At 69.8% G+C, this 11877-nt stretch carries 9 protein-coding genes; 2 read left to right on the top strand and 7 right to left on the bottom strand.

Features of this window, described 5'->3' with window-relative positions:
* Positions 1-253 precede the first annotated feature (253 nt).
* Both ACIQ9P_RS27420 and ACIQ9P_RS27415 read left to right on the top strand, forming a co-directional pair.
* A complete protein-coding gene (locus tag ACIQ9P_RS27420; protein ID WP_402361513.1) occupies positions 254-1453 on the top strand; it encodes an FAD-dependent monooxygenase in 1200 nt (399 codons plus the stop codon).
* A gap of 407 nt (positions 1454-1860) precedes the next feature.
* The gene (locus ACIQ9P_RS27415; RefSeq protein WP_402361511.1) at positions 1861-3957 is read left to right on the top strand and encodes a DNA methyltransferase; all 2097 of its coding nucleotides are present in this window, start codon (positions 1861-1863) and stop codon (positions 3955-3957) included.
* Here ACIQ9P_RS27415 and ACIQ9P_RS27410 read toward each other — a convergent pair.
* From ACIQ9P_RS27410 to ACIQ9P_RS27380, 7 genes are all read right to left on the bottom strand, one after another.
* Positions 3929-4852, bottom strand: a complete 924-nt coding sequence (locus tag ACIQ9P_RS27410) for a hypothetical protein (RefSeq protein WP_402361509.1) — start codon at positions 4850-4852, stop codon at positions 3929-3931. The two genes, ACIQ9P_RS27415 and ACIQ9P_RS27410, sit on opposite strands and share 29 nt — an antisense overlap.
* Positions 4853-5540: 688 nt before the next feature.
* Positions 5541-5963 carry a heme-binding protein gene (locus ACIQ9P_RS27405; RefSeq protein ID WP_402361508.1) on the bottom strand — a complete coding sequence of 141 codons (423 nt, stop codon included), beginning with the start codon at positions 5961-5963 and terminating at the stop codon, positions 5541-5543.
* Between the two features lie 33 nt (positions 5964-5996).
* Positions 5997-7208 carry an MFS transporter gene (locus ACIQ9P_RS27400; RefSeq protein ID WP_402361505.1) on the bottom strand — a complete coding sequence of 404 codons (1212 nt, stop codon included), beginning with the start codon at positions 7206-7208 and terminating at the stop codon, positions 5997-5999.
* A gap of 235 nt (positions 7209-7443) precedes the next feature.
* Positions 7444-7911, bottom strand: a complete 468-nt coding sequence (locus tag ACIQ9P_RS27395; RefSeq protein WP_402361502.1) for a MarR family winged helix-turn-helix transcriptional regulator — start codon at positions 7909-7911, stop codon at positions 7444-7446.
* Between the two features lie 91 nt (positions 7912-8002).
* Entirely contained in the window at positions 8003-9160 is a 1158-nt protein-coding gene (locus ACIQ9P_RS27390; protein ID WP_402361521.1) for an RNA polymerase sigma factor, read from the bottom strand.
* An 8-nt stretch (positions 9161-9168) separates the two neighbouring features.
* Positions 9169-9576 carry a YciI family protein gene (locus ACIQ9P_RS27385; RefSeq protein WP_402361499.1) on the bottom strand — a complete coding sequence of 136 codons (408 nt, stop codon included), beginning with the start codon at positions 9574-9576 and terminating at the stop codon, positions 9169-9171.
* Positions 9577-9742: 166 nt separating this feature from the next.
* Entirely contained in the window at positions 9743-11833 is a 2091-nt protein-coding gene (locus ACIQ9P_RS27380; protein WP_402361496.1) for a discoidin domain-containing protein, read from the bottom strand.
* Positions 11834-11877 lie beyond the last annotated feature (44 nt).

Here is an 11877-nt window from a genome sequence, read left to right as displayed (position 1 = left end):
AGAAGACGCCGCCCCCGACCCCGGCCGCGCCCGGCCCGTGCCCGGCCTCCCACCGCCCCCCCCCCGTGGGGGCCCCCCCCCGTCCCCGCCGGGGCCCCCCCCCCCCCCCCCCGGGGGGGGGCCCGGCGGCCCGTCGGGTCGCTGTCGGCGGGCCGACAGCGACGCCGGTGTCATGCCGGTGTCCTGACGGCGCGCCGACGGTGGCCGGGAGGAATCTGGTGCGTGGCAGCACACGAACCAGGGGAGGCCCACCATGCCGAACAGCACGCGACCGCAGCACTCGCGCCCTACCACCGTCCTGATCTCCGGCGCCGGAATCGCCGGCACCGCCCTCGCCCACTGGCTGGACCGCTACGGCTTCCGCGTCACCGTGGTCGAGCGCGCGCCGTCCCTGCGCGGCGGCGGCCAGCCGGTGGACATTCGCGGCAACGCCCTCGAAGTCGTCGACCGGATGGGCCTGTTGGCCGAGATCGAGGCCCGGCGGACCGGCCTCCGGGGGATGTCCGTGGTCGACGGCGACGGCCGGGAGCTGAGCCGCACCACCGAGCGGACGGCCAGCGGCGGACCGGTCGACGGCCCCGACGTCGAGATCCTGCGCGACGAACTCGCCGAGCTGATCGCGGGAGTGGCGGGCAGCGGCGTCGACTACCGCTTCGACGACTCGATCGACACCCTGGTGCAGCACGACGAGGGGGTCCAGGTCCGGTTCCGCCGAGGGGAGGAGCAGTCCTTCGACCTCGTCGTGGGCGCCGACGGCCTCCACTCCAACACCCGCCGGCTCGTCTTCGGTCCGGAGGAGGACTATCTGCGCCCGATCGGCACCTACGTGGCGGGCTGGAGTGTGCCCAACCACCTCGGACTGGACCGCTGGCAGGTCATCCACCGGCCGGGCGACTCCTCGGAGCGGCTCTGCATGGCGATGACCGTCCGGGACAACGCCGAACTGCGCGTCTTCGTCGGCTTCGGCTCGGACGAGCCCGTCGGACGGATGCTCCCGCGCGACCCCGCCGAGCAGCGCCGCCTGGTCGCCGGGGTCGCCGCGGACCTGCGCTGGGAGGTGCCGCGGTTCCTGGCGGCCCTGGACGAGACCGACGTGTTCCACTACGACGTGGTCGCCCAGATCAAGATGGACCGCTGGTGGAACAACCGGATCGCGCTGCTCGGCGACGCCGGGTACTGCTGCTCGCCGCTGACCGGTCAGGGCACCAGTGTCGCCCTCACCGCGTCCTACGTCCTGGCCGGCGAACTGCACCGGGCGGACGGCGACCACCGCGCCGCCTACCCCGCCTACGAGCGGCGGCTGCGCGAGCACGTTGCCGCCAACCAGGCGATCCTCGAACTCACCGGCGACCGGCTGAAGGCGGACGGCGCCGAGGGCGGCTACGAGGAGATCGGCCCGGAGATGGACGAGGTCTTCCGCGCGGCCACGGTCTTCGACCTCCCGGACTACTGACCGCCCGCGGACCCGCCGAGGCCGTCCGCAGAATCCGTCGCCCCGCCCGAGGACCGCAGCCCACCGCAGCCGACCGCAGCCACCGGTCCGACCCCACCCGAACAGCAGGGACGCGGATCGCCCCCACGAGACCGTGGGGGCGATCCGCGTGTCCGGACTGCAGCCAGGCGTGCGCGAGCCGGCTGACGCTGTCGGGCTCAACCGCGCCTGCGGCGTCCAGCTTGGCCAGCAGGTTATCCGTCCGGAAGCGCACGCAGGTCAGGCGTGAAGCTGGTCCAACGCTACTCGAGCGAGCAGGGATACTGGTGCAGGACCTGGAGGATGAATTGACGCTCTTCGAGCAGGACAGCATGTTGACCGCCTTCGGGGAGGCCCCGACACGAGTCGTCCGGAGCTCAGTGCCACCTGTGACTGCCCTGGAGGTGCAGTTTCCGGCGGAGGTCGTGTCTGCAGCTGCCGAGCGCGAGTCTTGGCGCAAGGAGGTGCACCGGCCTGCGACACATACTCATAAGTGGTGGGCGCGGCGTCTGGGTTCTGTCTTTCGGGGAATTCTCGCTGCGGCTGTGTCGGAGACCGAGCGAGAGGCGATTGAGGCTTACAGCGGCGAACTCCGCCTCCCGGATCTCGTGGTGTGCGACCCGTTTGCCGGCTCCGGTACGACTCTTGCCGAGGCTGCCAAGCTAGGAGCCAGGGTTATCGGTAGAGACATCAACCCCGTGGCTACCCTTGTCCAGCGACAGGCGCTGGCTCGCTGGGATCGCACTCGGTTGGACGAGGCGTTCAAGAAGGTCGAATCCCAGGTTCGCAAAGAGATTGACGAGCTTCACAGGGACAAGCATGGCCGCCCGGTTCTCTATTACTTCTGGGTGGCGCTCGCATCCTGCCCTCAGTGCCCGGCCGAGGCGGAGCCGGTCGAGCTGTTCAGTCGTTACGTATTCTCGCAGCACGCTTATCCCAAGAAGTATCCGACCGCTCGTGCAACCTGCCCGCATTGCCACGCCGTTGTTCTGGTAAATGTGGTCGACGATGATGAACTGACTTGTCAGGATTGCGGCCGCACGGCAGGTATCTCCGGGCCGGTGAATCGCGCCACTATGACCTGCTCAAACGGTCACTCGTCCAAAGTTCTTGACGCGCTCGGCGGGCGCCCTCCGGCTCTTCGAATGTATGCCAAGCAGGTTCTGGCGGACGATGGTTCGCGAGTGTACGAGCCGATCGATGACTTCGACTTGGAGCTCTACGCCAATTCCGAGCGAAGACTTTCTCGGCGGCGCGACGAGCTGGTTCTTCCTGTGGGAACACTTGAGGATGGGAATAACACGCGGCAGGCCATTCGATGGAATTATCGCAGTTGGGAGCAGTTCTTCAACGCGCGTCAGCTCTACAGTCTGGGGGTGCTGGGTGCGGCTATCCGTGACTTGGAGTCGAGTCCGGAGCGTGAAGCGCTCGTTGCACTGTTCTCCGGAGTGCTTGAGTTCAATAACTTGTTCTGCTCCTTCAAGGGCGAAGGAACCGGTGCTGTTCGGCACATGTTCTCCAACCACGTCTTGAAGCCGGAACGAACGCCGCTCGAGGCTCATCCCTGGGGAACGACCGCGTCGTCAGGGTCATTCTCAACGCTGTATCAGTCGCGGATCATTCGCGCATGGGAATATAAGCGGCGGCCGCATGATCTCGTGATGGTGTCCGGTTCGCCCGAGCGTCAGTTCGGTCTTTCGGGCTCTTTGGAATTCGAGCTCGGCGACTCTCGCGATTTTTCGGAAGGTGTTTCCAGTGCGTATGTCAGCTCTGGATCTTCGGCATCGTTCGACCTACCTGCTGATTCGGTCGACCTTGTGATCACTGACCCCCCATTCATGGACAACGTCCACTACAGTGAGCTTGCGGACTTTTTCCACGCATGGCTGCGGGGCTTGAAGCCCTTCGGTGAGTACCCTGTAAACAGCACAACCACCCGGCACTCGGAAGAGGTGCAGTCGGCGGAGCCGGCTGAGTTCGGGCGGGCCATCGAGGCCGTGTGGAAGGAGTGTGCCAGGCTTCTGAAGCCGCAGGGTCTTCTGGCCTTCACGTTCCATCAGGCCCGTATTGACGGCTGGAAGGAGCTGGTCCGGGCCCTTGAGGTGGCGGGATTGATCATCACTGCAGTTCAGCCAGTAAAGGCGGAGATGAGCACGAGCACCATCAAGTCGTCTGCTGCGGACCCGTCGAACTTGGACTCCATTGTCGTCTGCCGTCTTCCTGGCCATGAGGTTCCTGCCGCGACTTCAGTGGAGGGAGTCGAACGGCGTGCAATTTCTGGGCTTCTGGAATGTCAGAACGCTGGAATCAAAGTCGGCTATTCCGATGTGGAATCAGTGGTGCGGGGATCGTTTCTTGCACTGCATACGCTCCCGTCAAATGTTCGGACGGTTGACGCGTTGGCGGCAGAGGCTGACCTGGCAGTGGATAGAGCCGCTGCCGCCCTCGGGGTCAAGTCTAAAAAAGACCTTCGCGTCGCAGGTTGATCTTGAACTGCCCTCGTGGACTGGTCTTCTCCGTGCGCGCACTCGGGAGCGGGAAGGGGTTCCTCGCCGGTTCCTCAAATGGTGGATCGAGGGATTCCAGGCGGTAACAGAAGAAGGTGTTCACCTTGCCTGCAGTCGTCTCGCGTGAGATTTCGCGGACGTAACTGAGTTCTCCCACCTGGGAGCCGAGGTCGGACCGGTCGCTGATCAACGTGGCCTGTCCGGCCATCCAGGGCCATCCAAGCGGGTTGGAGAACATCAGCATCGGCCTCTGCCGATCGGCGCCATCTCCATAGGACCCGAGGTTGATCATCTTTGTACGTTCGCCCGTGATTTCGTCGTACAGCTTGGTGTCCTCGCTAAGAGCTGAACCCGGAACGAGTGCAAGACTGTCGGTGTAGTACCGATCGGGCCCATCGGAACTCCGGGCGAGAAGGGCAATGAGATAGTAGGCAGGGATGACCAAGGGCATGCCCTTGTCGGAGTACACGCGTACTGTGCTGCATGGCGGAGTCGAGTTGAAGTCCATGCTGGACTTTCGGGACGGTTGGCCGGACTTCGTTGGCGCAACTTTCTTCACCTCGAGCGCCATGATCGCTGTGGTGTTGAATTCCGTGCCGCCGTCGACGAGAAGCTGATACTCCTCAGGTCGGGCCACCACCAGGTCGGGGCTCGTGTTCTGGCCACTGATGAGTACGACCAGATCCTTGGCCAACTTCTGCTTCAGGACTGCGACCACGTGGCGATCGAACGGATCGTCCTGAGGCTTCGTCTTGGCCGGCAGGTGAAACGGGATGGGCTGTCCCTGCTCGTCGAAGAACTCCTCGGCCAGCGCCAGGAAGACCTCGGCCGGAAGCTCGGATGAGGGAGCCTCGATCCGGTGTGTGTGCGTCATGAACTCATAGGTAGCACGAGCGCCGGACCGCACGACGGCGAACCGTACATCTCATGAGCGACTCTCGCATGGCAGGGCCTGCGATGATCGCCTCCTCTGGAGCTGCCCGGTGTGCGACTCGGCCGAGGTAGTGAAAGAGCAGGCGCGCACATGCCATGTGTCCAGGGCGCTGCGCCCACCGCCGCAGGCCGAATTTCCCGCAGAAGCAACTGCCAGCAGGCCGTGACTCCGAAGACGAGTATCGGACGTCGCTGCCCATGACTCGGGGGTCAAGCGGGCCTCGATGGCAGGTGGGCGGGCGGCGGGTGCCGACCGCAGCCACCGGTCCGACCCCACCCGAACAGCAGCGACGCGGATCGCCCCCCGCAAGACCGTGGGGGCGAGCCGCGTGTCCGGACGTCGAACGCCGGGTCGTACCGACATGGTGTCGGTCTGACCCGGCGCATTGGATCGGTCGACCACTCAAGGCGGGGCGCCGGCGGAGGGCCGACCGACTGCCGATGGGTGGTGCGCCGGTGGCCCCGGCGCGCCGAGGGGGCGGGGCGGGGCCACGGTGGGCTTCGGCTCACGGAGCACTTTGCAACGGCGGCTGGGCCGAGGTGCCGGGAGTGCCGGTGGTGTGAGGGGTGGGCAGGGGTCGGTGTCCGGCGCCGTTCCCGTGTCCCGAGCGCGGGGCCGGGAACGGGCGTCAGCCCGCGAGTTCCCGGAGGGCGGCGGTGGCGAAGCCGTGGTCCTGTTCGGGGGCGCCGCCGCCGATGCCGAGGGCGCCGATCAGCCGGCCGCCGCGGTGGACGGGGACGCCGCCGGCGATGAACAGCAGTGGCCGGTCGAGCGCGGTCGGCAGCGAGTGGAACGGCCCGTCGGGCTTGACCAGGTCGACCAGGTCGGCGGTGGGGGCGTTCAGCTGGAGGGCGGTGTACGCCTTGCGGGTGCTGGTCTCGCCGGAGATGAGGACGGCGCGGTCGTCGCGGCGGAAGGCGAGCAGGTGGCCCCCGGCGTCGAGGACGGTGACGCTGACCGCGACCCCCGCCGCCTCGGCGGCGGTGCGGGCGGCGGTGACGAGGGCCTCGGCATCGGCGGTGGTCAGCGGGGTGACGGTGGTGGTGCTCATGGTGGTGCTGCTCCCTGGAGAGGTGGGGGACGGTCAGTTGTGGGCCGGAACGGCGGCGGCGGACGGCGCGGTCGCGGCCGTCGGGGCCGCCGGGGCCTTGGCGGTGCGGCGGTCGAGGGCGGCGGACCAGACGGCGAGGACCAGGGCCGCGGTGGCGAGCAGCGCGCCGACCCAGTTGGGCGCGGTGTAGCCGAGACCGGCGGTGATGACCGTGCCGCCGAGCCAGGCGGCGAGGGCGTTGCCGAGGTTGAAGGCGCCGATGTTGACGGCCGAGGCGAGGGTGGGGGCGCCGTGGGCCTGGTCCAGTACCCGCTTCTGCAGCGGCGGGACGGTGGCGAAGCCGAGCGCCCCGACCAGCACGACGGTGATCGCGGCGAGGACCTTGTTGTGGGCGGTGAGGGTGAACAGCGCGAGTACCAGCGCGAGCCCGCCGAGGGTGATGTGGAGCAGGGGCATCAGCCGCCGGTCGGCGTAGCGCCCGCCGAGCAGGTTGCCGAGGAACATCCCGATGCCGAACAGCACCAGTAGCCAGGTCACCGCGCCGTCCGAGTAACCGGCCACGTGGGTCATCATCGGGGCGATGTAGGTGATCGCGGCGAAGACACCGCCGAAGCCGAGCACGGTCATGGCCATCGCCAGCAGCACCTGCGGGTTGCGGAAGGCGGTCAGCTCGCGGCGCAGCCGGGCGCCCTCGGGGTGCGGCAGGTCCGGGACGAGCTTGACGATCCCGACCAGGCCGACCAGGCCGAGCGCGGCGACGACGACGAACGTGGTCCGCCAGCCGACGGCCTGTCCTATGTAGGTGCCGAGCGGGACGCCGACGATGTTGGCGACGGTGAGGCCGGTGAACATGGTGGCGATGGCGCCGGCCTTCTTGTCCGGGGCGACCAGTTCGGCGGCGACGACGGAGCCGATGCCGAAGAACGCGCCGTGGGCGAGCGAGGCGACCACCCGGCCGGCGAGCATCGTCCCGAACGAGGGGGCGGCGGCGGAGAGCAGGTTGCCGACCACGAACAGGCCCATCAGCAGCATCAGCATCCGCTTGCGGCTGACCTTGGTGCCGAGTGCGGTGAGCAGCGGCGCGCCGAGGACCACGCCGAGCGCGTAGCCGGTGACCAGCAGGCCCGCGGTGGGGATGGAGACGCCGTAGTCGGCGGCGATCTCGGGCAGCAGGCCCATGATCACGAATTCGGTGGTGCCGATGCCGAAGGCGCCGACGGCCAGAGCGAGCAGTGCGAGAGGCATGGGGGCTCGACCCTCCTGTGATTGCTTGAGTGAGCTCCTTGACTGTCTTCACAATAATTGCAGACGCGCGTTAACTGCAAGCGCGGGATGTGGCCGCGCTCTGGATGTCGGCGGTGGCGGGGTGTGGAGGGCGTGTGGAACGGCGCGCGGAACGCGAAGGACCGGCCCCGGCGCAAGGCTGGGACCGGTCCTCGAAGGGTGGGTGCGCGTGGGCGCGAAGAACGCGAGCGGCGGGCTACCGTCGGGCCGTCGGGGCGTCCACGGCCTCGACGGCCTCGACCAGGGAGGCCAGCTCGGGATTGCGGGCCGCCTCGGTGAGCGCCTCCCGCAGGGCGGCGTCATTGGTGGGCCGCGCCCGCGCCAGCAGCTCCAGCCCGGCCTCGCTCACATTGGTGTAGATGCCGCGCCGGTCGGTGGGGCACAGGTAGCGCGCTAGGAGGCCCCGGTCCTCCAGTCGGGTGACCAGTCGCGTGGTGGCGCTCTGGCTCAGCACGACCGCGTCGGCGACCTGCTTCATCTGCAGGTGGCCGCCCTCGCCGTCGTGCTGGCGGCTGAGCACGTCGAGCAGCGAGTACTCGCGCACGCTGAGGTCGTGTCCGGTCTGCAGGGCGCGCTCGATGTGCCCCTCGATCCGGCTGTGCAGGAGGGAGAGCGCGCCCCAGCCGCTGGCCAGGGCGGTGAGCGCGGGGTCCGTGGCGGTCATGGGTCCGGGTCTCCTTCCGATGGTGGCCGTTCCAGGATAAGTCATCGGAGGAAATATCCGCCAGGGCGGCTAGTGGGCGGATGCAAGTATCTCAGGGATGGCCGCCCCCGCCCGCCGCCGAGTTGAGCCGGGCGGCCTGCCGGGTCAGATGGTCCCGCTCGGCGAGGTTGGACGCCGCCCGGGCCGCCTCCGCGTACAACCGCGCCGCCGTCGCCCGGTCGCCCGCGCGCTCGTGCAGATAGGCCGCCGCCGCCGTGCGGCGCGGCACCGCCCCGTCGACCTCCGCCAGCGCCGCCAGCCCCGCGAGCGGCCCGTCCGCCTCGCCGACGGCGACCGCGCGGTTCAGCCCGACCACCGGGCTTTCGGTCAGCCGCAGCAACTCGTCGTACCACTCGACGATCTGCGTCCAGTCCGTCTCCCCGGCCGTCGGCGCGTCCGCGTGCAGCGCCGCGACCGCCGCCTGCGCCTGGAACTCGCCAAGCCGGTCACGGGCCAGGGCGGCCTGGAGCACCGCCACGCCCTCGGTGATCGCCGCGGTGTCCCACCGGGAGCGGTCCTGCTCGGCCAGCGGCACCAGCGTGCCGTCCGGTGTCGTCCGGGCCGCCCGGCGGGCGTGGTGGAGCAGCATCAGCGCGAGCAGCCCCGCCACCTCCGGGTGGTCCACCCGGGCCGCCAGTTGCCGGGTGAGCCGGATCGCCTCGGCGGCGAGGTCGACGTCCCCCGAATAGCCCTCGTTGAAGACCAGGTAGAGCACCCGCAGCACGGTCCCGACATCCCCGGGCCGGTCCAGCCGGACCCCGGACACCGTGCGCTTGGCCCGGCTGATCCGCTGCGCCATGGTCGCCTCGGGCACCAGGTAGGCACGGGCGATCTGCCGGGTGGTGAGCCCGCCGACGGCGCGCAGGGTGAGCGCGACCGCCGAGCCGGGCGACAGCGCGGGGTGGGCGCACAGGAAGTACAGCCGCAGCGTGTCGTCCGCCTCGGCCGCCGGCCCGGGCGCGGGCTCCTCCTCGACCCGGTCCTCGCGCCGCCGCCGGGCCGTGTCCGCGCGGGCGGCGTCCAGGAACTTCCGCCAGGCGACCGTGACCAGCCACCCCTTGGGGTCGCGGGGCGGGTCGTCGGGCCAGACCCGCAGCGCCTCGACCAGCGCGTCCTGGACGGCGTCCTCGGCCGCCGCGAAGTCGGCCCCGCGGCGGACGAGGACGCCGAGCACGGCCGGGACGAGACTGCGGAGCAGCGCCTCGTCCATGGGGGCGGTCACTCGGTGACGGTGGGCGCGGCGCCGTAGAAGGGACGCAGCTCCAGCCACTCGTGGATCGGGCGGCCGCCCGCGCCGGGTGCGGCGGACAGCTCGCCGGCGAGTTCGACGGCGCGCTCGTAGGTGTCGACGTCGATCACCATCCAGCCGGCGATGAGGTCCTTGGTCTCGGCGAACGGGCCGTCGGTGACCGGCGGGCGGCCCTCGCCGTCGTACCGGACCCAGGTGCCCTCGGGGGCGAGCGCCTGGCCGTCGACGAACTCGCCGGTCTTCTCCAGCGCGGCGGCGAAGTCGTTCATGTACTGGATGTGGGCCGAGACCTCCTCCGGGGTCCACCGGTCCATCGGCACGTTGTTGACCGGCTCCGGCGCGCCGCGGTAGTGCTTCAGCAGCAGGTACTTCGCCATGGTGTCCCTCTCCTCGGGGCTGGTGCGGCCCATTCTGGCCGCGCTCGACCCTGGGACGGAGCAGGCCACGGGTTCTCGACACCGCCGCCGAAGATTTTTTCCGGATTCCTGTCGGGCCCGTCCGGGGCGGGTCGGCGCGACCCTCCCCGGACGGGCCCGACCGGGCTCAGGCCCGGTACACGCCCACGTCGTACAGCGAGTACCCCCAGGAGGTGGCGCGCTGCTCGCCGTGCACCCGGACGTACCGCGCCGGGACGCCGGTGAACCGGGCCGTGTCCAGACCGCCGTCACCGGAGGTGGTGGACCAGACGGTCCGCCAGGTGGTGCCGTCGGTGGACACCTCGATCCGGTACGCCCTGGCGTAGGCGCGCTCCCAGTCCAGGGTGACCCGGGAGACCAGGGTGGTGGTGGACAGGTCGAGCTGCAGCCACTGGTCGTCGCTCCAGTCGCTGGCCCAGCGGCTGGACGTGCTGCCGTCGATCGCCCGGTCCGCGGCGTAGCTGACGAACGGGTTCCACTCGGCCGAACTGGCGGAGGCCGAGGCCGACGCGGTGAGGTTGACGGCCGCCTGGTGGTGTTCCGCGGCGCCCAGGGTGGTGAGGTAGGACTCCGCGCCCCGGAACAGGTCGTCGACCACGCCCTGCCCGCCGACCTGGCGGATGTCCTCGATCCAGTCCGGCACCAGGCCGTAGTGCGCGGCCCCGTCCGTGTTGAGGTCCCAGGTGCGGCTGCCGGCGGTGGCGTGGTCGACCAGGGAGCCGCCGTCGGCGGTGCGGAACGGGTAGCGCACGGGGTTCGGGGTGTCGGCCCCGCGCGGGCCGGGCCAGCCGCCGACGCCGTTCATGTCGGTGCCGTAGCCGTACCCGACGCCGTACTTGTCGCGCAGCGCGTCGGTGCGCTTCGCCTCCGCGCTGAACGCCTCCGCGCCGTTCATGTACTGGGCGACGAAGCCGCCGAGCTTGTAGACCCGCTCCATCCAGCCGAGGTCCATCCAGCTGTGGGAGGAGACGACGCCCGGGTAGGACTGCGATTCCAGGATGTCCAGGGCCCGGCCGGCGGCCTTGACGCTCATATGGTCGAGTTCCAGCATCATGCCGCGCCGCATCATGCCGCGCAGGGCGTACTCGCCGAGCTCGGTCAGCCCCCTGGTGTTGCACTGCGCGTCCCCGGCGTACGAGGGGACGGTGACCCCGGCGGGCAGCTGCTGCTGGATCGACGCGGGGGTGGGCGCCAGCCCGATCGGATTGTCGTGCTGCGGGCCGGGGCACGTCTCGGTCTGCCAGAAGGTGCCGGTGGACAGGAACTGCCCGGCGTTGATCGCGGTGCCGAGCGCGCCCTCGTCGAACCGGACGCCGCACAGCGCGTTGTCGAACTTGTGGCACAGGAACATGCTGCGCACCCCGAGCCCGTACAGCTCGTCGAGGCCGCGGTCGATGTCCGCGCGGCTGCACTGGGCGATGTCCAGGACCTGCTTGCAGCCGAAGGGCTCGGAGGTCTCCACCCCGAGCACCACGGCCAGCTTGCCCTGCTTGACGACCTCGCGGGCCTGCGCGCTGTCGGTGACGATCCGGAACCAGCCCTTGCCGGGCCCGCCGTACATCTTGTCGACGTACGCCTGGAGGTCCCAGGACTTCTGGGCCTCCAGCCGGATCGCGGTCATCTCGTCGCAGCTGCGGTCCTTGAAGAAGTAGACCGAGCAGATCACACCGTTGGTCACCAGATCGTTGACCAGCACCCGCTCGCCGCCGCGCCAGGCGCGCTCGATCCAGGCGTAGTAGTTCTGCTGGTGGGTCAGCGAGTCGTGGGCGGGCCAGTCCTTGAAGGTCGGCCAGCCGACCGGGTCGTGCTTGCCGTCACCGCCCTTGGTGATGAGGTCGAAGATGGCGAGGGAGCCGTCGGGGTAGTGCTCCGGACAGTCCTTGAGGGCGTCCTCGACGCCGGCCTCGGAGAATGCCTTGCCGCAGATGAGGCGGCCGCCGAAGCCCTCGGCGGCCATGATGTGGTCGTGGGCGTCGACGAAGCCGCGGACCCTGCCCTGGGCGTCGGTGCCGGTGAAGGGCGCGCCGGTGACGCCGATCGCGGCATCGGGGGCGGGCCGGGCGACCGGGTCCCACCAGTTCGGCCCGGCGGCGCCGTGCGCCGGCGCGGCGAGGGCCGCGGCGACCAGGGCGAGCAGTGTGGCGATCAGGGTGGCGAGTCGGCGGCGGACGGGGAAGCGCTGTGCGTGGGGACGACGTGGGTGGGGGAGTCGCGTCATGAGCACCCCAGTTCCGGGTGGCGGGCGGACGACGCGGACGACGC

It is taken from the genome of Kitasatospora sp. NPDC094019, assembly GCF_044764505.1.
GTDB lineage: Bacteria > Actinomycetota > Actinomycetes > Streptomycetales > Streptomycetaceae > Kitasatospora.
Note: the sequence above shows the minus strand (reverse complement) of the source record. Positions and strands in the feature narration are given on the sequence as shown.

What these genes read in the sequence shown, in the direction of transcription:
- ACIQ9P_RS27420 (WP_402361513.1), top strand. Translation starts at nt 254, where the DNA reads ATGCCGAACAGCACGCGACCGCAGCACTCGCGCCCTACCACCGTCCTG.
- ACIQ9P_RS27380 (WP_402361496.1), bottom strand. Translation starts at nt 11,833, where the DNA reads ATGACGCGACTCCCCCACCCACGTCGTCCCCACGCACAGCGCTTCCCC.
- ACIQ9P_RS27385 (WP_402361499.1), bottom strand. Translation starts at nt 9,576, where the DNA reads ATGGCGAAGTACCTGCTGCTGAAGCACTACCGCGGCGCGCCGGAGCCG.
- ACIQ9P_RS27390 (WP_402361521.1), bottom strand. Translation starts at nt 9,160, where the DNA reads ATGGACGAGGCGCTGCTCCGCAGTCTCGTCCCGGCCGTGCTCGGCGTC.
- ACIQ9P_RS27410 (WP_402361509.1), bottom strand. Translation starts at nt 4,852, where the DNA reads ATGACGCACACACACCGGATCGAGGCTCCCTCATCCGAGCTTCCGGCC.
- ACIQ9P_RS27395 (WP_402361502.1), bottom strand. Translation starts at nt 7,911, where the DNA reads ATGACCGCCACGGACCCCGCGCTCACCGCCCTGGCCAGCGGCTGGGGC.
- ACIQ9P_RS27400 (WP_402361505.1), bottom strand. Translation starts at nt 7,208, where the DNA reads ATGCCTCTCGCACTGCTCGCTCTGGCCGTCGGCGCCTTCGGCATCGGC.
- ACIQ9P_RS27405 (WP_402361508.1), bottom strand. Translation starts at nt 5,963, where the DNA reads ATGAGCACCACCACCGTCACCCCGCTGACCACCGCCGATGCCGAGGCC.